Genomic DNA, 20,300 nt, shown 5'->3' on the forward strand with positions numbered 1-20,300 from the left:
ACTCGGGCAGAAAAGGCCGGTGGAGCAATCCGCCGGCCTTTTCCTTATCCGCGCTAGGGATTATCGGCCCAGAAGCGGATCAGATGGCTGGCAATTGCGCCCTTGGGCGGCACGGTCAGCCCATCCGGATGCGTATTGGCGATCATCGCCTGTAGGTCGGCTCGGGAAAACCACCGGCAATCCTCAAGCTCCAGGGCGTCGTGTTGGATCTGGAGGCTCAACGCCTCGCCAAAGCAGCCAATCATCAGGGAATGGGGAAACGGCCAAGGCTGGCTGGCGTGGTAGGCCACACGACCCACGCGAATGCCGGATTCCTCCAGCGTTTCCCGCCGCACGGCATTCTCGATCGTTTCACCCGGTTCAATGAAGCCTGCCAGGGTGGAAAACATGCCGGGTGCGAAATGCGGGCTGCGGCCGAGCAGGCATGCATCCTCCGTCACCGTCAGCATGATCGCGACGGGATCTGTGCGCGGAAAGAGTTCGGCCGCGCAATGGGAGCAAACCCGCTTGTAACCGCCGCTCCGGCTCAGCGTCGAGTGACCGCATCGGCCGCAAAAGCGATGCGTGCGGTTCCAGGCCATCAACGAAGCGGCTTGCGCAAGCGCCCCGAGCTCCGCCGGATCGATCAGGCCATGCATGTAGATCGACCGGTGGTCGATGGCCTTCAGCCCGTCTGGCAGCGTGTCGAGATCCAGTGGAAGGTCGATGGCAAGCAGCGGACCGGCCGGTGACGTGCCGAGGTAAAGCGCATCCTCGGTTTTGCCGCCGAGCTGATGGCACTCATCAGCAGAAAACAGCGGAGAAAACACCCCGTTGTTCATGTGGAGCAGCAACTTTGGCCCGCAAAGCAGCAACAATCGCGCGCGGGCATCGCTGAGAGCGGCGGCAACGCAATCATCCGCGCGGGTTTCGGACTGACGGTCCAGAATGTTGCCGGCAAAGCCGACAAAAGAACTCGCCTCGTGTTGAGGTTGATCGAACAGGAAAAAGGGCATGCCTGGAGGCTCCGAAACGCGCTGAGCTTACAACGCGGCCTGCACGCGCGCGGCGAGCTGGTGGAGGTCTTCGCGCCGATAGGGTTCGCGCGGTCCGTGTCCCCACACCGGACCGGGCCAGGCACTGTCGCCCTCCGTCCGCGCGATCACATGCACATGCAATTGCCGGACGATGTTTCCGAGTGCGCCCGTGTTGATCTTGTCGCAGCTCGTGATCCTTTTCAGGGATTCGGCTACGAGGTTGGTTTCAAACGTCAGCATGGTCTGGTCGAGCGGCGTCAGGTCGTGAATCTCGAGAATGCCGGCACGTTGGGGAATAAGAATCAGCCACGGCCAGCGACTGTCGTTCATCAACCGGAGTTCGCAAAGGCTGAGCCAAGCCAGGTGCTCGCTGTCCGCTTCCAAGCGCGCATCGATCTCGAAAGCTGCTGCCGAGCGGCGCGGCGTGTCCATGAAGATGTCCTCGTGAGCCCGCCACGCTACCGGGGGGCGAAGTGGCTCGCAAGGCTGGAGATTGCCATTCGGCAAATAATCCTTCTCCGCGCAGACAGGCTATTCGTCCGTTGTCCCGACCGCTTGCAAATGGCGTCGCAATTGCCGATATGAGCGACGGGAGGTTGGCTGGTGGACGAGCCACTCGCCAACCGGGTCAGGTCCGGAAGGAAGCAGCCCTAACGAGCCCGGCACGGGTCATTCTCGTCAGCCTCCCACCTTTGCCTCGCTTCAACGCCTGGCAGCACAAGTCGGTCGCAGAAGGGTCTGCACCGCGCCGGTCTGGACAGCGCGTCGATTCGGCCGTTTGATGAGCCGGTGGTTGCCGAGGAGCAAAGCACGTTCATGAGCGAAGCGGGACAGCGACCCAGCGGCGGTTATCGCGTTCTTGCCCGCAAATACCGGCCTGCCGATTTCACCACGCTGATCGGCCAGGAGCCGATGGTCCGCACCCTCACCAACGCGTTCACAACTGGCCGCATAGCCCAGGCCTGGATGCTCACGGGTGTTCGAGGGGTCGGGAAAACCACCACCGCTCGCATTCTGGCGCGCGCCCTCAACTACCGCAGCGCATCTGTTGATCAGCCATCGGTGGATCTCGCCACGCCCGGGGAGCACTGCGACGCCATCATGCAGGGCCGCCATGTCGATGTCATCGAGATGGATGCGGCCTCGCACACCGGCATCGATGATATCCGCGACATCATTGACCGTGTCCGCTACGCGCCGGTTTCCGCGCGCTACAAAGTGTACATCATCGACGAAGTGCACATGCTGTCGACGCAGGCCTTCAACGGCCTTTTGAAGACGCTGGAAGAGCCGCCGCCGCATGTGAAGTTCATCTTTGCAACAACCGAGATCCGCAAAGTTCCAATCACGGTGTTGTCGCGCACCCAGCGCTTCGATCTCCGCCGCGTGGATGCTGCCCTGCTGACGGAGCATCTCGCGGGCATCGCTGGCAAGGAAGACATCAGCGTCGAGCCGGAAGCTCTCGCCATGATCGCGCGCGCGGCCGAAGGATCGGTGCGCGACTCGCTGTCGATCTTCGACCAGGCCATTGCACACGGTTCCGGCACGGTGACGGCTGATGCCGTTCGCATCATGCTGGGCCTTGCCGACCGCGGCCGCATCATCGACCTGTTCGATCATGTCATGAAGGGCGATGTTGCACGCGCTCTGGCAGAACTGGGCGCGCAATATGAGACTGGTGCGGATCCGGCCACCGTCCTCACCGATCTCGCCGAATTTACGCACCTCGTCACGCGGCTGCGTTATGTGCCGGAAGCCGCGAACGACGCCTCGCTGACCGAAGCGGAGCGGGTCCGTGGCCTTCAGTTTGCCGAAACGCTGTCTGTTCGCGTGTTGTCCCGCACCTGGCAGATGCTTTTGAAGGGCATCCCGGAGGTGCAGGGCGCGGCGCGACCAATCAGCGCCGCCGAAATGGTGCTGATCCGCTTGGCTCACGCGGCGGAACTTCCAACGCTCGACGAGATCCTGAAGGGCGGAGGAACGTTGCCGGCTGCCGCGGGCAGTGGATCGCGTCCGGGCAGCGGCAGCGGTGGACCCAGCGCAGGCGCGCTTATGAGTGGCGCGTCGAGCCCAGCCGTTTCAGCCATGCGCACGATGCCGCAAGGTGGTGGCGGCGCCCAAACCATGCGGCTGGTGGAAACAGAAAGCCAGCCTTCTACGGTGTCGCTGGCATCGGTCCCCGTGGCGCCGGCGCCTGCCGTTCCAGTGAACTCCCTGGAAGACATCGTTGCTCTGGCGGATGCCAACCGCGACATGCCGCTGAAGATCGGCGTGAAAGCGCATGTCCGGCTGGTGCGCATCGAGCCCGGTAAGCTAGAAATCAACCTGTCCGACGACGCGCCGCGTACCCTGCTTGGCGATATCCAGGCACGGCTGTCAAAATGGACGGGAACGCGCTGGCTGGTCACCGTTTCGCGCGAGGCCGGCGGTCGGACGCTCGCCGAAATCGAAAACGAGAAGCGCGAGACCGCGCTGATGGACGCCAAGGCTGACCCAGCGGTTGCCGCCATCCTCGCGAAATTTCCTGGCGCGAAGATCATCGACATTCGCATTCCGGAAGCCGCTGCCGAAGCGGAACTCGATCTGGACAACCTCCCGGTTGATCCAGGCCTCGATGACCCTGACGATCTCTAACCAAAGGATAGGGCAATGAAAGACCTGATGGGCCTGATGAGCAAGGCCAAGGAAATGCAGTCGAAATTTCAGATCATGCAGGAGGAGATGGCCAACATCGAGGCAACCGGCCAGTCCGGTGGCGGTCTCGTGTCGGTGACGCTGTCCGGCAAGTCGGAAATGAAGGCCCTGAAGATCGATCCGTCGCTCTTCAAGGAAGACGAGGTCGAAATTCTGGAAGACCTGATCCTGGCCGCGCACAACGATGCCCGTGCCAAGGTCGAGGCGATGACTCAGGAAAAAACCCGCGAACTGACAGCCGGCCTTCCTTTGCCGCCCGGCATGAAGCTGCCTTTCTGATCGGCGGAACGCATTCAGCCGCCATGTCGAAGCGCATCGCAGGACCTGAGATCGAGAAGCTCATCCAGCTTCTGGCGAAAGTGCCGGGGCTTGGACCGCGCTCGGCTCGTCGCGCCGCCTTGCACCTGATCAAGAAAAAGGACCAGCTGCTTGGTCCCCTGACGCTTGCCATGGGCGATGCGCTGCAAAAGGTGCGGGTCTGCTCGACCTGCGGCAACATCGACACGGCCGATCCCTGCACGATCTGCACGGATCCGCGGCGGGACACCGCAACGATCATCGTGGTAGAGGATGTGTCTGACCTGTGGGCGCTGGAGCGCGCAGGGGCGATGAACGCGCAATTTCATGTTCTCGGCGGCACGCTTTCACCCCTCGACGGGGTCGGCCCGGACGATCTCAACATTGCCGGCCTGGTCACACGAGTGGTCGACGGGAGCGTCAACGAGGTGATCATCGCTGTCAACGCGACGGTAGAAGGGCAGACCACGGCTCATTATCTGACCGATCAGCTCGCCGACATGAGCGTCAAGATCACCCGCCTGGCGCATGGTGTTCCGGTTGGCGGCGAGCTTGACTACCTGGATGAAGGCACGCTGACGGCGGCCTTGCGATCACGAACGGCTTTTTGATGCGAACGATCCGTCACCTGGCTCTGATCGTCCTTTTCCTTGTCGGTCTCGGCGGGCCTGTTGTGGCGCAGTCGGTGGAGCGGCAATTCCAGGCCTGGCTGCAAAACGACCTGTGGCCGGAAGCAGCGGCGAACGGCGTGTCGCGCGCAACGTTCGATGCTGCATTCAAGGGTGTTACGCCCAATCTGGAACTGCCGGATCTCGTGCTGCCGGGTGAAAAGCCCGGCGGCGACGCGAAACAGCGCCAGGCGGAATTCGGATCGCCGGGCGCGTATTTCGCAGAAAAGACCCTTGGCGCGGTTGTGGCCGGCGGACAGGCGCGGGCGCGCGAACACGGACGCGTGCTGGACATGGTGGAAAAGCATTTCGGTGTGCCCCGCGGCATCGTTGTTGCGATCTGGGGACGCGAGTCCGGTTTTGGCCGCGCAAAGATCCCGCACGACGCATTTCAGGTTCTCGGCACGAAAGCATTCCTTGCCACGCGCAAGGAACTGTTCCGCAAGGAAGTGCTTGCTGCCCTTCAGGTGGTGGAGCGGGGCTGGGCGTCTCGTTCGGCAATGAAGTCGTCCTGGGCCGGCGCGCTGGGCCAGCCGCAATTCCTGCCTTCCTCTCTCCTGGAGAACGCCGTCGACATGGACGGGGATGGCCGCCGCGACATCTGGAACTCGGTGCCCGACACGCTTGGTTCGATCGCGAACTACCTCGCCGATCATGGCTGGGTGAAGGGGCGCGACTGGGGGTTCGAGGTGTCTGTGCCTGCAGCCCTGTCCTGTGCCCTCGAAGGACCGGACCGCGGCAAGTCGATCAGCGAATGGGCGAAGGACGGCGTGACCCGCGTCAGCGGCAAGCCGTTTCCGAAGGCGGAACTCGATCGGGAGGGTTTCCTGCTGATGCCCGCCGGTCGCAACGGGCCGGCCTTCATTGTCACGCCGAACTTCTATGTGCTGAAGGACTACAACACGAGCGACCTTTACGCCCTGTTCGTCGGCAACGCCGCTGATCGGATTGCACATGGCGGGCGCGCTTTCCAGGGCAAGTGGGGCGCTGTGGACAAGCTGCTTCGCTCCGACGTTGCTGCCCTGCAGCGCGGGCTGGAAGGTCAAGGCTTCGATGTCGGTGGCGCAGATGGGTTGCCGGGCTACAAGACCCGGCGCTCCATAGGAGAATGGCAGGCCCGCCGGGGCCAGGCGCCGACCTGCTTTCCGAGTGCTGCGCTGATTAAAGCCCTGCGTTGACGGGCGTTTCCACCGGCGGCGGGAGCTCTTCCTCGCGCTCGATGGTTTGCTGCGCGGCCAGGAAATTTCCCATAGCCTGCAGGGAAACGAAGTTGTCGCAGAAGACCTTGATCACCACCAAAAGCGGCACTGCAATCAGGGCGCCGACGAGACCCCATAGCCACGACCAGAAGGCAACGGCGATGAAGATCGCGACGGCGTTGAGTTCGAGCCGCCGTCCCACAACCAGGGGGGTGATGAACTGTCCTTCCATGGTGTTGCAGAACAACACGAAAGCAGGCGCCAAAAGCGCATAACTCATGGAATCGAAGGTCACCACCGCGATCACTGCGACCACCGACATGGTGACCAGCGCACCGATATAGGGCAGGAAGTTCAACAGGGCGGCCATGACGCCCCAAAGAACAGGGTTTGGAACCCCGATCACCCACAAGCCAGTTCCGATGCAAACACCTAGGCCCCAGTTGATGATGGCAATGGTCAGCAGGTAGTGGGAGATTTCCCGCTCCACGTCGTAAACCACGCGCAACGCGCGTTTCTTGTCCGACATGCGGCCGAAAGACTGGACGATCTTCTCGTAAAACATCGTGCCGGACGCCAAAAGGAAGATGGCGAGCACCAGAGTGATGCCGATTGTTGTGGCGCCGGACAGAAGCGTGCCTGCCGCGCGGTTGATGACACCCGGTTGTGCGACGGCCACCTGCTCGATGTCGGGATCGGTGACCCCGCCGGTCACGCGGTCGAATTGGCTGAGAACCTCGTTCAAACGCTCCATTGGGCGCTGCAATTGTTGCAACCGCTCCGTCAGCGTGCGGCCGATGGATGGCGCATCCGACACCAGCGAAATGGCGGGGCCACTGATCATGTACGCGAGCAGGCCAACCACAGAAGCAAACGCAAGAACAAGAAGAGTGGCCGAAAGCGGGGAGGGGATGCCGCGCTTGCGCAGGAAGCGGACGATCGGCGTCAAGGTCATCGCGACCAGGAATGCCAACACAACCGGCATGAAAAAGTCGCGTGCGAAGTAAAGTCCATAGAAGGTGAGGATCAAAAACAAGCCGGTGATCAGCTTGCGGAGCCTCGTCAGATCGCTCGACGCGCTTGCGGCAATCGACACCTCGGCTGGTGCAATCGCGCCGCCCGTCGTCTTGTTCATGGGTGCCCCCGAGTCGAAAAAAGCCGGAGCGGATGCTCCAGCCTCGCTTAACGCTCTGGGTGCGCGCCGGTTCCTCCGGCCTCAGCCTCGATTAAGCCGCAGCTGAAAAGCCAGCCAAAGCTTCGCTCAGCAGGGTAAAAGATCGCTTGCGGGCCTGGTGGTCGTGGATCATGGCCGTGACCATCAGTTCGTCCGCGCCGGTGCGGTTCAAGAACGCCTCGACGCCTCGGCGCACGGTGTCGGGCGAGCCAACAACAGCAGCGGACAGCGCATGATCAAGCATCATCCGCCCTCCCGCGTCGATTTGGCTTTCATAATCGCGCACCGGCGCCGGAAGCAGCCCCGGGCGACCTGACCTCAGGTTCACGAACGACTGCTGCTGCGAGGAAAACAGGAAGCGCGCTTCGTCATCCGTGTCGGCCACAACCACATTCAGCCCAAGCATGAGATACGGCGCTTTAAGCGCATGTTCCGAAGGATGTTCCGCGGGCTGGAAGCGGGAGCGATAGATCGCAATCGCGTTGTCCAGTTCTGCTGGAGCGAAGTGCGAAGCAAAGGCATAAGGGAGACCGAGCATGGCGGCCAATTGTGCACCATAAAGGCTCGAGCCGAGGATCCAGACCGGAACATCGAGCCCCGCACCAGGAACAGCCTGCACGCGCTGCCCCTCCTGCACAGGCTGGAAATAGCCCATCAGTTCCACGACGTCGTTCGGGAAACTGTCGACCCCGTTCTCCAGGTTGCGGCGCAGCGCCCGTGCGGTCAGCATGTCCGTACCCGGGGCGCGGCCAAGGCCAAGGTCGATGCGGTCAGGGTAGAGCGCGGCGAGCGTGCCAAACTGTTCCGCAATCACCAGCGGCGCGTGGTTTGGAAGCATGATGCCACCTGCGCCCACCCTTATGCGGCTGGTGCCGCCGGCGATGTGCCCGATCACCACGGAGGTCGCGGCACTGGCGATGCCCGGCATGTTGTGATGCTCGGCCAGCCAATAGCGGTGGTAACCCAGCGCCTCGACATGCCGCGCAAGATCAAGTGAGTTCTGGAGCGACTGGCGGGCGGTGCTGCCAGACGGAACGGGTGAAAGGTCGAGAACGGAGAAAAGAGCCATGTTGCTCATATAGGTGGCCAAAACTTCTTCACCAAGACGGGCGCGCCGGCAGAAGTGGCGGACCTTCAGCGCGATGCCGCAAGCGCCTTTCTGACCTCCGGCGCCACCCTGGTTCCAAAGAGCTCGATCGACTTCATGATTTGATGGTGCGGCATCGGTCCGATCGCCATCTGGATCAAGAAGCGGTCGAACTTGAACAAGGCATGGTTGGCCAGGATCTTGTCCACCACTTCGGCCGGGCTTCCGACGAACGCTGCGCCACGCGGGCTCCGAGCTGCCTCGAAATGCGCGCGGTTGGTTGGTCCCCAACCCCGCTCGCGGCCGATCCGGTTCATCACCTCGGCCTGGGCGGGATACCATTCATCGCCTGCGGCCTGAGAGGTTTCGGCGACATAGCCATGAACGTTGATGCTTGTGGGAAGGGCAGCTGGGTCATGGCCGGCGCGCTGCGCGGCCTGCCGGTACAGCGAAAACAAAGGGGCAAACCGCGCCGGCTCGCCGCCAATGATGGCCAGCGCCAAAGGCAGGCCGAGCACGCCGGCACGGGCGACGGATTCCGGCGTGCCGCCCACAGCAATCCAGACGGGCAGCTTTTCCTGAAGCGGGCGGGGATAAACGCCACGGCCTGGGATGGATGGCCGCATGGTCCCTTCCCAATGGACCTCCACCGTGTCGCGCAGCTTCAAGAGAAGCTCTAGCTTTTCGGAAAACAAGGCATCGTAGTCTTCGAGTGCATAGCCGAACAGCGGAAACGATTCGATGAAGGAGCCACGTCCTGCCATGATCTCGGCGCGGCCTTGCGACAGCAGATCCAACGTTGCGAACTGCTGAAAGACGCGCACCGGATCGTCGGATGACAGGACGGTGACAGCGCTGCTGAGGCGGATCGTTTTCGTTCGACTGGCAGCCGCTGCCAGGATGACGGCCGGAGCTGAGGCAGCATAGTCCGGACGATGGTGTTCGCCCAAGCCGAACACATCGAGGCCGAGTTGATCCGCAAGTTCGATTTCCTCGAGGAGGTTCTTCAGCCGCTCGGCCGGCGCTGTACCCGTGTTGGCGCGAAGCGGGTCGACATCCGCGAAAGTGTAGAGTCCGAACTGCATCGATGATCTCCTGGCTCCCGTTGATCTACGAACTGGCTTGGCGGCATGCCAGAGCCGCCCGTTGAACAGTGCTTCTCGGGTTCCAATAAGCACGGGATTGTCTCACTGTGGCGAAAAAGCCCCGTTCAGGTCTTGAAAGTCCAGCCGCAAATCCTCATTACATCGCCATCCCCAAGATCTGACTATGGAGAGGCGGCGGCATTGGCGCGCTTTAAGGAACAAGATTTCAACGATCGTCAAAAGGCTGCGAACGAAGCCAAGAAGGCTATGCTCGAGCGCTTCAAAGCCAAGCCTGCCGAAGACGATCCGGCGGTTCAGGCTCGCAAGGCCGAACGGCAGGCGATTGTGGAAGCGCGCGCGAAGCGCGAAGAAGAGAAAGCGCGGCTGAAGCAAGAGCGCGAGGCACAGGAAGCAGCCGAGCGCGCGGCGCGTGAAGCGGCGGAAGCGGAAGCCCAGCGGCTGGCTGAAGAAGAAGCCCAACGCGAAGCGCTGGCCAAGGCGGAAGCCGAAAAAGACCAGATCGCGCGGCTGCTGGCGGACGAAGCCGAGCGCAAGGCCAAGCGCGATGCGCGCTACGCCGCACGCAAGGCACGCACCCACCGCTGACGCGCGGCAGCTGAAACAAGAAAAAGGCGGCCCTGGGGCCGCCTTTTTTGCTCAATCTTCTTCAACCACCCGCAGCTTGAGCTGGCCCGGGCGCGGCTCGTGAATGGTCCGGGTGCTGGGGGTGGGCGGCGCGTCGTCCTTGACGCTGGCCCCACCAAGCTCCAGCGCCTCGATCTTGGCACCGCGGCTGGTCAGCTTCTTCGTTGACACCAGAATATCGTCGATGTCCTTGCCTGCCTGCCCGAAGTGGGTTTGCAGCTTGCGCACGCGCTCGTCCAAGCGCCCGACATCTTCCATCAGCCGCATCACTTCGCCCTGGATCAGATGGGCCTGTTCGCGCATGCGCGCGTCCTTCAGGATCGCCTGAACGACCTGGATCGAGAGCATCAGCAGCGAAGGCGACACGATCACCACGCGAACGCGGTGCGCCTTCTGCACCACGGCTTCGAAATGCTCATGAATCTCCGCGAAGATGGATTCCGACGGCACGAACATGAAGGCCGTGTCCTGGGTTTCGCCCGAGATCAAGTACTTGTCGGCAATCGCCTTGATATGGAACTCGACGTCGCGCCGAAACGATTGCGCGGCGACCTTCTGCTGCGCTTCTCCTTCAGCCGCGCGGATCGCGTTCCAGGCTTCAAGCGGAAATTTCGCGTCGATCACCAGCGATGCGGTGCCGTTCGGCATCCGGATCAGACAGTCCGGCCGGTTCCCGTTCGAGAGCGTTGCCTGAAATTCGTAGCCGCCCTGCGGCAGGCCGTCGGCCACAATCGCTTCCATGCGGCTTTGCCCGAAAGCGCCTCGGGTCTGCTTGTTCGACAAGATGGCCTGCAGCTGAACCACCTGTCCGGCAAGCGACTGGATGTTGTTTTGCGCCGTGTCGATCGCCACAAGACGCTCCTGCAGCCTGGCCAGGTTCTCGTGCGTTGCGCGCGTCTGCTCAGTCATGGAATGGCCGAGCCGCGTCGTCATGCCGTCAAGGCGTTCGCTAATGGCCCGGTTCAGTTCGGCCTGACGGCTGGAAAACACGTCCGCCAGCGCACCCATTCGCCCTTGCATCTCCGATTGCGCCTGCAGGAGCATAGCCATGCGATGTTCGTTTTGCCGCGCTTGGTCAAGCGCTTCTGCATGCGTTTGGGCTTGCCGCCAAGCCGCCTGCCTCAGCCCGACAGCGGCGACGATCACCAGCAGCAGGAGAAGGGCGGCGGCAATCATCAGGGCAGAGCCCAGCGACAGCGTGGTGGCGCCGAGCCGAAGAACGGGCTCGGAAAGGCTGATGGCGGTGTTCATGGCGGGAGACTACGCGATTCGTTCTCTTGTCAGAAGATCAAAAGGTGAACGCATGCGCCGACTTCCGTTGACGGCTGGGCAGCGAGCATTTACGTGACCGCCCATGTCCATCCGTCCTCTTGTTCTTCTTCCCGACCCTGTGCTCCGTCAGGTTTCCAAGCCTGTTGAAGCGTTCGACGCGCAGCTCAAGCGTTTTTCCGACGACATGCTGGAAACTATGTATGAAGCGCCGGGCATCGGCCTCGCCGCGATCCAGGTCGCGGAACCGCTCCGCGTGGTGGTGATCGACCTCACTAAGGACGACGAGCCGAAGCTGCCGCAGATCTTCATCAATCCGGAGATCCTGTCCCGATCGGACGGCATCAACGTTCATGAGGAGGGCTGCCTGTCGATCCCCGATTATTATGCCGACGTGGAGCGGCCTGCCTCGATCCGCGTGGCTTACCAGGATCTTCAGGGCAACAAGCATGAGCTCAACGCCGACGGACTTCTCGCGACCTGTTTGCAGCACGAGATTGATCACTTGAACGGCGTGCTGTTTATCGACCACATCTCGCGCCTGAAGCGGGACATGGTGGTGCGCAAATTCAAGAAGCTTGCGAAGGATCGCGCAGCCGGCGCGCTGGTGGGCTGATGGCGTTGCGCGTCGTCTTCATGGGCACGCCGCACTTCGCTGCGGCAACGCTGGAGGCGATCCTGCAGGCGGGTCACTCGGTAGCGGCCGTTTACACGCAGCCGCCGCGCCCCGCGGGCCGCCGCGGTCTGGAACTCGTGCCATCGCCGGTTCAGGGCCTCGCGGAACGGCATGGCCTGGAAGTGCGCAGCCCCGTTTCGCTGAAGGGCGCCGCTGAACAGGAAGCTTTTGCAGCGTTGCAAGCTGACGTCGCCGTTGTGGTTGCTTACGGCCTGCTTCTGCCGAAGCCGATCCTGGAGGCGCCACGCCTTGGCTGCTTCAACGGTCACGCGTCGCTTTTGCCGCGCTGGCGTGGGGCAGCGCCCATCCAGCGCGCGATCATGGCCGGAGACCGCCAAACCGGCATGATGATCATGCGCATGGATGAGGGGCTTGATAGCGGGCCGGTCGCGATGGAAGAGCGCCTTCCCATCGCGCCCGGAACGACGGCCGGCGACCTGCATGACCAGTTGATGGTTGTTGGCGCCCGCCTGATGGTGGATGCGCTCGATCGGCTGGGAAAAGGCGAACTCCCTCTTCAAGCTCAGCCGGAAGAAGGCGTGACCTACGCCGCCAAGATCTCCAAGGGGGAAACGCGCATCAACTGGGCCGAGCCGGCGGAAGCGGTGGACCGCCGGATACGCGGCCTGTCGCCCATGCCGGGAGCCTGGTGTGAGATGGACCATGGTGGCCGGCGTGAGCGCTTGAAGCTGTTGCGCTCCGAGAAAGGCGAAGGCGAGGGCGAGCCGGGCCTGTTGCTTGATGACAGCGGCAACATCGCCTGCGGAACCGGCGCGGTGCGTCTGCTTCAGGTCCAGCGCGCCGGTGGAAAGCCGGTGGCGATGCGCGACTTCCTGCAAGGCCTTCCGGCGGGCGTGGACCGTCTGCTTTAGGAGGCTGAGCCATGCCGCGCTACCGCCTCGACATTGAATATGACGGCGCCGGCTTCGCTGGCTGGCAGATGCAGGAAGGCCAGCCGAGCGTCCAAGGAGCGATCGAAACCGCGATAACAGCCTTCAGCGGGGAAGCGGTGCGGATCCAGGGTGCCGGCCGAACGGATGCCGGCGTGCACGCCACCGGCCAGGTCGCGCATGTGGACCTCGCGAAGGATTGGCCGGCGAAAACGGTGATGGGGGGCATCAATGCACATCTGCGCATGGCGGGCCACCGCGTCGCCATTCTGCGGACAGCGGCCGTTCCCGAGACGTTCAACGCGCGCTTTTCCGCAACGGCACGCCACTACCGGTACCGCATCATCAACCGCCGGGCGCCGCTGGCTCTCGAACTCGGACAGGCCTGGCTCGTGCCGCGCTTTCTGGATGCAGATGCCATGCAGGCGGCCGCCGACACCCTGCTCGGACGCCACGACTTCACCACCTTTCGTTCCGCGCATTGCCAGGCAAAAAGCCCGGTTCGCACCCTCGACCGTCTCCAAGTGGTGCGCAACGGCGAGGCAATCGACTTCTTCGTGTCCGCCCGTTCCTTTCTTCACAACCAGGTACGTTCCTTCGTGGGGACGCTCAAGCGCGTGGGCGAGGGGGCATGGACCCCCGAAACAGTGCAACAAGCGCTGGAAGCGCGTGATCGCGCGCGCTGCGGCGCCCTTGCGCCCGCCGATGGCTTGTTTCTGACGGCCGTTGATTACGACGACGGCTAGGCGGTGAAGGTCAGCCCGAGCATCTGCGGCAACAGGATCACGATAAACAGCGAAGCGGCGTTCAGCCCGACGTAAACCGCCGTTGTTGTCGGCAGGTCCGTTTGCAGCGTTGTTCGGGTCAGGCGCCAGAACAGAACCAGGGACAGGATCATCACGAGGAGCGACAGGAGCTCGGCCACCTCGCGTGATTGCGGTGATAGCAGATCAAGCAGTCGGAGCGGCATCACCAGCCAAACCAGCACAACGGTCGCCCAGTTGCTGGCGACAACGAAGGGCAGGAAGCGTTTCGACAAGCGGAGGCGCCGGGCCGCGAGCGCAAACAGAAAAAGCGGAAGCAGCCAGTTCACGAGATCAACCAGCGCCAGCCGCAGGATTAAAGTAAAAACAGGATCACCAGAGGCAATGCTGTTGGCAACCGTGATCCAGGTCAGCAGCAGGGGGGGCAGGGAAAGCGGGATCGCCCAGAAGGAGTCCCAGAAGCCGTCCACGGTGAGGTCAAGGAGCGACAGGCCCGCTTTCTTGCCGCGCATGACCGCCCAGGCACCAGCAAGGGATCTTTGGATCTCCTCCACCGGCGGCATGATCAGGCAAACCAGTCCTGGAGGAAGCGTTCGTAGATCTGCGTCAGCTGTTCGAGGTCGGCCACTGGCACGCGCTCGTCGACCATATGCATGGTTTGCCCGACGAGGCCGAATTCCACCACCGGGCAATGGTCCTTGATGAAGCGGGCATCGGAGGTGCCGCCCGTGGTGGAAAGGGCCGGTGTGCGTCCGGTGACGGCTTGAACGGATCCGGAAAGCACCGAGATCAGCTTGTCGTCGCGCGTCAGGAAAACCGGGCTCGGCCGATCCTTCCAGCTCAGGTCGAACTCAATTGCTTCTGTTTTGCCGGGCCGCAGCCGCGGATTGGATGCGGCCGCGTCGAGCCTGTTGTGGATGGCCGCCTGCAGGTCTTCCACCGACCAGGTGTCGTTGAAGCGGATGTTGAACGCAGCAGTCGCGCGCGCCGGGATGACGTTGGCGGCGGGATTGCCGACATCAAGCGTGGTGATTTCCAGGTTGGAGGGCTGGAAATCATTCGTTCCTGCGTCCAGTGCGGGGTCGAGCAACGCATCGCAAAGTGTAAGCAGGCCTCGAACCGGATTGTCCGCCAGATGCGGATAGGCCGCGTGCCCTTGTCGCCCGACCACCGTCAGGGTGCCTGACAAGGATCCGCGCCGCCCGATCTTGATCATGTCGCCGAGGGCTTCGGGATTCGTAGGCTCACCAACAATGGCTGCATCCCACTGCTCACCCTTGTCCACGGCCCAGTCAAGAAGCTTGGTTGTGCCGTTGACTGCCGGACCCTCCTCGTCGCCGGTGATCAACAGCGAGACGGAGCCCGGGAGCTTGCCGCGACTCCGGAGATGCCGCGCAACGGCTGCAACGAAGCACGCAATGCCGCCCTTCATGTCCACGGCGCCGCGGCCGAACATTTGGCCGTCCGAAATCTCGGCAGCGAAGGGCGGATGCGTCCAGTCCCCTTCGTCTCCCGTAGGCACCACATCTGTGTGCCCGGCAAACATCAGATGGGATCCGTCGCCACCGAGCCTCGCGTAAAGGTTCTCCACGTCAGGCGTGCCGCTTTCGCTGAAGGTGGGGCGCTCCACGGAAAACCCCATGGGCACGAGCATGGCGCCCAAAGCCTGCAGCGCGCCGCCCTCCGCAGGCGTAACGGATGCGCAGCGGATCAGCGTCGCAAGATTGGCAATGGGATCAGTCGGCAGGGTCATCCTTGAACGCTTAGTCGAAGCCATGCGGCCGCGACAAGGGGCACTTTTGCAAGGATCTTAACACTTTGCGCAGGGTGTCCCGCCCATGGCTGTTCAGCCGGGCAGATTGGTATCGGGACCATACCGGTTCGGCCCGGGATCGCTGCGAAAGAACGGCAGGACAATCAGCAACAGGAGATCGAGCGCCAGCGCAGAAACTGCCCAGAGAGTGGGCTTGCCGAAATCGTGGAAACGCTTGGCGCTCAGTGTGAAAAAGGACCAATAGCTGGCCAGCACCACAAACAGGAAGATCAGCGACCAGGACTGCGCTTCCGGCGACTCCGGCGACACCAGCATGACTTCGTAAAGGCGGTAGAAAACGAAGGCGCGTGCCAGATAAAGAAAGATGCCGCCAAGCAAGAATGCACTGGGGCTGATCCGGCCGGACAGACCGAAGAAAAACCAGATCAGCTGACGTGCGCTCACGACCGGTCAGTCCCGCAGGAGGTCGTTGATGGACGTCTTGGAGCGGGTCCGCTCGTCCACCTTCTTCACGATCACCGCACAATAAAGGCTCGGACCGGGCTCTCCATTGCCCATCGGCTTGCCCGGCAGGGACCCAGCCACGACCACGGAATAGGGCGGGACCTCGCCGTAGGTGATGGAGCCCGTTTCCCGATCCACGATCTTTGTGGACTTGCCGATGAAGACGCCCATGCCAAGCACGGAGCCTTCACGGATGATGCAGCCTTCCACGACTTCGGAGCGCGCGCCGATGAAGCAATTGTCCTCGATGATGGTGGGGCCGGCCTGCATGGGTTCAAGCACACCGCCGATGCCGACACCGCCCGAAAGATGCACATGGCGCCCGATTTGGGCACAGGACCCGACGGTCGCCCAGGTGTCCACCATCGTGCCTTCGCCGACGTAAGCGCCAAGATTGACGAAAGACGGCATCAAAATCGCGTTCGGGGCGATGAAGGCGGAGCGGCGCACAATCGCGCCTGGAACCGAGCGGAAGCCCGCAGCTTGGAAATCGCTCGCGGCCCAGCGGTCGAACTTGGAAGCGACCTTGTCCCACCACACGGCCTTGCCTGGACCACCTTCGATGACGGCCATCGGGTTCAACCGGAACGACAACAGCACGGCCTTCTTCAGCCATTGATTCACTTTCCAGGAGCCGTCTGCCTGTCGCTCGGCCACACGTGCTTGGCCACGATCGAGGAGGTCGAGGGCGCTGTCCACGGCATCACGCACTTCCCCGCGCGTGGACGTGCCGATCCCGTCACGCGCCTCGAACGCGGATTCGATGGTGGCTTCGAGGCCGGACAAGTCGGCTATCGTCATGGCAAAGACTCCGATACACAGGCGCAACAAACGGCGCGGCGGCGTTCCCTTGGAAGCGCGCGGAACCTATGTCATGGCACGGGGAGGGTCAATCGCACCAACGCCCCGCGGCGAAGCGATCCAGAGGAATGGAACGTCGCCGAAAGGATCAGGATCACACGCGAACTCATGAAGACCAAAGAAAACACAGGCTGGACACCGCTCGCCCATTCCGACGAGGATCTTGAGCGGATGAAGCTGGCGCCCGACACGGCGCAAACCCGGGCACCAAGCTTTCGCCTGGCCTGGAACGACCAGGATTTTCTGACCCGCCGCGAACTGCGGTCCGTGCGCCTGCAGCTCGAGCTGCTGAAGCCGGAAATGATCCTGACTGAGCGCGGCATCCGCTCGACGGTGATCCTGTTCGGTGGGGCGCGGATCCCAGAGCCCGGCGGCGATGCCTGGGCTGCCAAGAACGAGACGCAACAGAAAAACCTGCTTGCCAACGCCAAGTACTATGAGGAAGCGCGGGAGTTCGCCCGGCTTTGCTCGCGTCATTCCGCGTCGTACGACCATTGCGAGTTCGTGGTGGTGACCGGCGGCGGCCCTGGCGTCATGGAAGCGGGAAATCGCGGCGCCGCGGACGTGGGGGCGCCTTCGATCGGGCTCAACATCGTGTTGCCGCACGAGCAGGCGCCCAACGAGTATGTCACGCCGGAGCTTTGCTTCAACTTCCATTATTTCGCGGTCCGCAAGATGCATTTCATCATGCGCGCGAAAGCGGTCGCCGTGTTTCCGGGCGGCTTCGGCACGATGGACGAGCTCTTTGAAACGCTGACCCTGATCCAGACCGGCCGCATGGAGCGCGTGCCGGTGATCCTATTTGGCAAGGATTTCTGGGCCAACGCCATCAACGTCGACTATCTGGCCGAGCAGGGCACCATCTCGCCCAACGACGGCGATCTTCTCACCTTCGTGGATACGGCCGCTGAAGCCTGGTCGGTGATCAGCGACTTCTATGAACTCGAGCGTGACGAGGCCGCTGAATAGCGGCAGGGAGCTTGGCCTAGCGGAACGCTGGGGCCAGTGCCTTCAGGAAGGTGTTGAGGTCGTCCGTGACAAAATCGACGTCGTCGGAGTGCTCGGGATCGCGTTCCCAGATTTCTGCGAAAGTCGGCTCGAAGTTCCGCGGCACGATCAGCACTGTGGTCATTCCCAAAGCCTTCGGAACCGCAAGGTTGCGGGCGATGTCCTCAAACATCGCGGCACTGCTGCCGACGATCTTGTGCAGGGCGACAAAGGCGTCATAGGGCTTGCGGGCCGGCTTCGGCTGCAGCTCGGCCGCCACGATATCGAAGATATCCTCGAAGTGCTCGAGAATGCCGAGCTGTTGCGCGGTCCGCTCTGCATGGCGCCGATCGCCATTCGTGAAGATGAATTTGCGGCCTGGCAGGGCCTTGATGGCATCGCCAAGAGCCGGATCTGGGACAAGACCGGAATAATCGATGTCGTGCGCCTTCGCGAGGAAGTCATCGGGATCGACGTTGTAGCGCGCCATTAGGCCGGCAAGCGTCGTGCCATGCTCGAAGTACAGATCCTTTTGCAGCTTGCGCGCTTCCTCGCGCGGCAGGTCGAGCAGCGCCTGAACATAGGCGGTCATGTTGACGTCGATCTGCGCAAACAGGTTCGTGTGGTGCGGGTAAAGCGTGTTGTCGAGGTCGAAAACCCAGTCATCGACATGGGCGAAACGCGCGGGATCAGGAGCAATGGCCATGTGTCTGATGTAGCTGAACAGCCGCGCGCGGGAAAGCGTCATCCGATGCGGTGTTTCTGGACCAGTGGGTTGCCGCGAAGGCACCTTGTCCGAAGCCTCAACTCGGCGCAAACACCGCGCCATGGACTTGTGGATCCCTATTACGCTCGCCGCCGCCTTCCTGCAGAACCTCCGCTCAGCCGGGCAGAAACATCTGAAGGGCACGATCGGTACCACGGGCGCAACCTTTGTGCGCTTCGCCTTCGGCCTGCCGTTTGCGGTGGTGTTTCTTCTGATCCTGCATGAAGGTTTGGGTTATCCCTTTCCGGACCTCAACCGCACTTTCGTTCTGTGGTCGGTGCTCGCAGGCTTGTCGCAGATCCTGGCGCAGTTCCTCCTCATCCACCTGTTCTCGTTCCGCAATTTCGCGGTGGGCACCGCCTATTCGCGCACGGAACCTGCTCAAGCCGCGCTGTTTGCCCTGCTTGTTCTGCAGGAAACGCTGAGCCTCGGCGTTGTGGTTGCGATCACGATCAGCGTCGTGGGCGTCATGCTGATCTCGGTCGCGCATACGCCGGTGAATCCGCGCTCGCTCCTGACGTCCATCATCCGGCCGACGGCGCTGATCGGGATCGCGTCCGGCACAGCGTTCGGCATTTCGGCGGTGGGCTACCGCGCGGCATCCCTGTCGCTCGGCGGACCGAACTTCCTGATGCAAGCAGCCGTGACGCTGGCTTTCACGCTAACCATGCAAACCCTGATCATGTTCGCCTGGATGATCTTCGGTGACCGCACCGAGTTCGGCCGCATGCGCCGGGCCTGGAGGCCGGGCCTGTTCGTGGGTGCCACGGGCGCCACGGCCTCCCTCGGCTGGTTTGCGGCCATGACGCTGCAGCAGGCAGCCGTCGTGAAGGCTTTGGCGCAGGTGGAAATGCTCTTCACCTTCGCCGCGGCCGTGTTCTATTTCCGCGAAAAGATCAACCGGCTTGAAGTTGCCGGTTGTCTCCTGATCGTGGCCGGCATCGTGGTGCTGGTGCTGCTCGGTTAGGCCTGCCTCACGGCACGATCAGTGTGCCGGCGCCATGCTGCGTGAAGAGTTCGAGCAGCACCGCGTGCGGCGTCTTGCCGTTCAGGATCACCACACCCTGCACGCCGCGCTCGATTGCCTCGATGCAGGTTTCCACCTTCGGAATCATGCCGCCAGAGATCGTGCCATCGGCAATCAAGGCGCGCGCTTCGGCGACGGTCAACTCGTGGATCAGGTTCTTGTTAGCATCCAGCACGCCGGGAACGTCGGTGAGAAACAAGAGACGCGACGCCTGCAACGCTCCGGCTATGGCGCCGGCAAAGGTGTCGGCATTGATGTTGTAGGTGTTGCCGTCGCGCCCGGGTGCCACGGGCGCGATCACGGGGATCATTTCGGAGCGGGCAAGAAGGTCGAGCAGTGTCCGGTCCACTTCCGTGGGTTCGCCCACGAAGCCCAGATCGAGCAGTTCCGTTTCACCCGTGTCGGGATGCACCTGGGTCTTCTTGGCGCGCTCGGCGAAAACCATGTTGCCGTCCTTGCCGGACAAGCCGATCGCCCATTCGCCTTCCTTGTTGATGAGGGCGACGATCTCCTTGTTGATGGAGCCAGCCAGAACCATTTCCACGATTTCCACGGTAGCCTGGTCCGTGACGCGCAATCCGCCGCGGAACTCCGACTGAATGCCGAGCCGCTGCAGCATGGAAGCGATCTGCGGTCCGCCGCCGTGAACAACGATCGGATTGACGCCGGACTGCTTGAGAAGCGCGATGTCGCGCGCGAAAGCCTGCCCGAGCGCCGCATTGCCCATGGCGTGACCCCCATACTTCACGACAACCGTCTTGTTCTCGTAGCGCTGCATATAAGGAAGCGCGTCGGATAAGAGGCGCGCCTGCTCTTCGGGATTGTCCATGGTGAGGTGTTCCATCGTTGTGGCCGGTCTCCTAGCCGCTTTGGAGCGCTGGTTCAAACGCGAAGACACACCGTCACCGACCGGTCTG

22 protein-coding genes and 1 other RNA gene are annotated in these 20,300 nt (G+C 62.6%); 11 read left to right on the plus strand and 12 right to left on the minus strand.

The window, feature by feature from the left end:
- Positions 1 to 53: 53 nt before the first annotated feature.
- Together nudC and J5Y06_RS07415 are read right to left on the minus strand one after the other, a co-directional pair.
- Positions 54 to 995, minus strand: a complete 942-nt coding sequence (gene nudC / locus J5Y06_RS07410) for an NAD(+) diphosphatase (protein WP_209334512.1) — start codon at positions 993 to 995, stop codon at positions 54 to 56.
- Positions 996 to 1,022: 27 nt separating this feature from the next.
- Positions 1,023 to 1,448 carry an HIT domain-containing protein gene (locus J5Y06_RS07415; protein ID WP_209334513.1) on the minus strand — a complete coding sequence of 142 codons (426 nt, stop codon included), beginning with the start codon at positions 1,446 to 1,448 and terminating at the stop codon, positions 1,023 to 1,025.
- A 160-nt stretch (positions 1,449 to 1,608) separates the two neighbouring features.
- On the opposite strand from J5Y06_RS07415, the gene ffs reads away from it, so the two are divergent.
- From ffs to J5Y06_RS07440, 5 genes are all read left to right on the plus strand, one after another.
- An RNA gene (ffs, locus tag J5Y06_RS07420) (signal recognition particle sRNA small type) lies at positions 1,609 to 1,705 on the plus strand.
- A gap of 100 nt (positions 1,706 to 1,805) precedes the next feature.
- On the plus strand, positions 1,806 to 3,650 hold the full coding sequence (locus tag J5Y06_RS07425; RefSeq protein ID WP_342453385.1) for a DNA polymerase III subunit gamma/tau: 1,845 nt from the start codon (positions 1,806 to 1,808) through the stop codon (positions 3,648 to 3,650).
- Between the two features lie 15 nt (positions 3,651 to 3,665).
- On the plus strand, positions 3,666 to 3,989 hold the full coding sequence (locus tag J5Y06_RS07430; protein WP_209334515.1) for a YbaB/EbfC family nucleoid-associated protein: 324 nt from the start codon (positions 3,666 to 3,668) through the stop codon (positions 3,987 to 3,989).
- A 23-nt stretch (positions 3,990 to 4,012) separates the two neighbouring features.
- Positions 4,013 to 4,618: a recombination mediator RecR gene (recR, locus tag J5Y06_RS07435; RefSeq protein WP_209334516.1), complete on the plus strand. Its 606-nt coding sequence runs from the start codon at positions 4,013 to 4,015 to the stop codon at positions 4,616 to 4,618.
- Positions 4,618 to 5,853: a lytic murein transglycosylase gene (locus tag J5Y06_RS07440; protein ID WP_209334517.1), complete on the plus strand. Its 1,236-nt coding sequence runs from the start codon at positions 4,618 to 4,620 to the stop codon at positions 5,851 to 5,853. The genes recR and J5Y06_RS07440 overlap by 1 nt, the downstream gene beginning before the upstream one ends.
- Here J5Y06_RS07440 and J5Y06_RS07445 read toward each other — a convergent pair.
- The 3 genes from J5Y06_RS07445 to J5Y06_RS07455 all read right to left on the minus strand — a co-directional run bounded on the left by J5Y06_RS07445 (position 5,837) and on the right by J5Y06_RS07455 (position 9,220).
- Positions 5,837 to 7,009 (minus strand): AI-2E family transporter, encoded by a 1,173-nt coding sequence (locus J5Y06_RS07445; RefSeq protein ID WP_209334518.1) that lies wholly within the window; start codon positions 7,007 to 7,009, stop codon positions 5,837 to 5,839. The genes J5Y06_RS07440 and J5Y06_RS07445 overlap by 17 nt on opposite strands.
- 91 nt (positions 7,010 to 7,100) lie before the next feature.
- Complete coding sequence (locus J5Y06_RS07450; protein ID WP_209334519.1) at positions 7,101 to 8,117, minus strand: LLM class flavin-dependent oxidoreductase; 1,017 nt, start codon at positions 8,115 to 8,117, stop codon at positions 7,101 to 7,103.
- Positions 8,118 to 8,182: 65 nt separating this feature from the next.
- The gene (locus J5Y06_RS07455; protein ID WP_209334520.1) at positions 8,183 to 9,220 is read right to left on the minus strand and encodes an LLM class flavin-dependent oxidoreductase; all 1,038 of its coding nucleotides are present in this window, start codon (positions 9,218 to 9,220) and stop codon (positions 8,183 to 8,185) included.
- Between the two features lie 201 nt (positions 9,221 to 9,421).
- On the opposite strand from J5Y06_RS07455, the gene J5Y06_RS07460 reads away from it, so the two are divergent.
- Positions 9,422 to 9,826 carry a DUF6481 family protein gene (locus tag J5Y06_RS07460; protein WP_209334521.1) on the plus strand — a complete coding sequence of 135 codons (405 nt, stop codon included), beginning with the start codon at positions 9,422 to 9,424 and terminating at the stop codon, positions 9,824 to 9,826.
- A 51-nt stretch (positions 9,827 to 9,877) separates the two neighbouring features.
- Here the strand turns inward: J5Y06_RS07460 and J5Y06_RS07465 are convergent, their stop codons facing one another.
- Positions 9,878 to 11,116, minus strand: coding sequence for a DNA recombination protein RmuC (locus J5Y06_RS07465; RefSeq protein WP_209334522.1), 1,239 nt, complete (start codon positions 11,114 to 11,116; stop codon positions 9,878 to 9,880).
- Positions 11,117 to 11,219: 103 nt separating this feature from the next.
- On the opposite strand from J5Y06_RS07465, the gene def reads away from it, so the two are divergent.
- From def to truA, 3 genes are read left to right on the plus strand one after another with little or no spacing between them, the layout of a single operon-like run.
- Positions 11,220 to 11,750: a peptide deformylase gene (gene def, locus J5Y06_RS07470; protein WP_209334523.1), complete on the plus strand. Its 531-nt coding sequence runs from the start codon at positions 11,220 to 11,222 to the stop codon at positions 11,748 to 11,750.
- Entirely contained in the window at positions 11,750 to 12,682 is a 933-nt protein-coding gene (gene fmt, locus J5Y06_RS07475; protein WP_209334524.1) for a methionyl-tRNA formyltransferase, read from the plus strand. Before def ends, fmt begins: the two co-directional genes overlap by 1 nt.
- 11 nt (positions 12,683 to 12,693) lie before the next feature.
- Positions 12,694 to 13,446: a tRNA pseudouridine(38-40) synthase TruA gene (gene truA, locus J5Y06_RS07480; RefSeq protein WP_209334525.1), complete on the plus strand. Its 753-nt coding sequence runs from the start codon at positions 12,694 to 12,696 to the stop codon at positions 13,444 to 13,446.
- Here the strand turns inward: truA and J5Y06_RS07485 are convergent.
- The 4 genes from J5Y06_RS07485 to dapD all read right to left on the minus strand — a co-directional run bounded on the left by J5Y06_RS07485 (position 13,443) and on the right by dapD (position 16,543).
- Positions 13,443 to 13,976, minus strand: a complete 534-nt coding sequence (locus tag J5Y06_RS07485) for a transporter (protein WP_209334526.1) — start codon at positions 13,974 to 13,976, stop codon at positions 13,443 to 13,445. The two genes, truA and J5Y06_RS07485, sit on opposite strands and share 4 nt — an antisense overlap.
- A 53-nt stretch (positions 13,977 to 14,029) precedes the next feature.
- Positions 14,030 to 15,217 (minus strand): succinyl-diaminopimelate desuccinylase, encoded by a 1,188-nt coding sequence (gene dapE / locus J5Y06_RS07490; RefSeq protein WP_209334527.1) that lies wholly within the window; start codon positions 15,215 to 15,217, stop codon positions 14,030 to 14,032.
- A 93-nt stretch (positions 15,218 to 15,310) separates the two neighbouring features.
- Positions 15,311 to 15,682, minus strand: coding sequence for a DUF805 domain-containing protein (locus tag J5Y06_RS07495; protein WP_209334528.1), 372 nt, complete (start codon positions 15,680 to 15,682; stop codon positions 15,311 to 15,313).
- 6 nt (positions 15,683 to 15,688) lie between these two features.
- Complete coding sequence (dapD, locus tag J5Y06_RS07500) at positions 15,689 to 16,543, minus strand: 2,3,4,5-tetrahydropyridine-2,6-dicarboxylate N-succinyltransferase (protein ID WP_209334529.1); 855 nt, start codon at positions 16,541 to 16,543, stop codon at positions 15,689 to 15,691.
- Between the two features lie 168 nt (positions 16,544 to 16,711).
- Here dapD and J5Y06_RS07505 point away from each other — a divergent pair, with 168 nt between their 5' ends.
- The gene (locus tag J5Y06_RS07505; RefSeq protein WP_209334530.1) at positions 16,712 to 17,572 is read left to right on the plus strand and encodes an LOG family protein; all 861 of its coding nucleotides are present in this window, start codon (positions 16,712 to 16,714) and stop codon (positions 17,570 to 17,572) included.
- A 16-nt stretch (positions 17,573 to 17,588) separates the two neighbouring features.
- Here J5Y06_RS07505 and J5Y06_RS07510 read toward each other — a convergent pair whose 3' ends face one another.
- Entirely contained in the window at positions 17,589 to 18,296 is a 708-nt protein-coding gene (locus tag J5Y06_RS07510; RefSeq protein ID WP_209335083.1) for a pyrimidine 5'-nucleotidase, read from the minus strand.
- A 121-nt stretch (positions 18,297 to 18,417) separates the two neighbouring features.
- On the opposite strand from J5Y06_RS07510, the gene J5Y06_RS07515 reads away from it, so the two are divergent.
- Positions 18,418 to 19,323, plus strand: coding sequence for a DMT family transporter (locus J5Y06_RS07515; protein ID WP_209334531.1), 906 nt, complete (start codon positions 18,418 to 18,420; stop codon positions 19,321 to 19,323).
- A 7-nt stretch (positions 19,324 to 19,330) separates the two neighbouring features.
- On the opposite strand, the gene argB is transcribed toward J5Y06_RS07515, so the two are convergent.
- Positions 19,331 to 20,227 (minus strand): acetylglutamate kinase, encoded by an 897-nt coding sequence (argB, locus tag J5Y06_RS07520; protein ID WP_245247695.1) that lies wholly within the window; start codon positions 20,225 to 20,227, stop codon positions 19,331 to 19,333.
- Positions 20,228 to 20,300 lie beyond the last annotated feature (73 nt).

It is taken from the genome of Tianweitania sediminis, from assembly GCF_017813335.1.
In the GTDB taxonomy this organism is placed as follows: Bacteria; Pseudomonadota; Alphaproteobacteria; order Rhizobiales; family Rhizobiaceae; genus Tianweitania; species Tianweitania sediminis.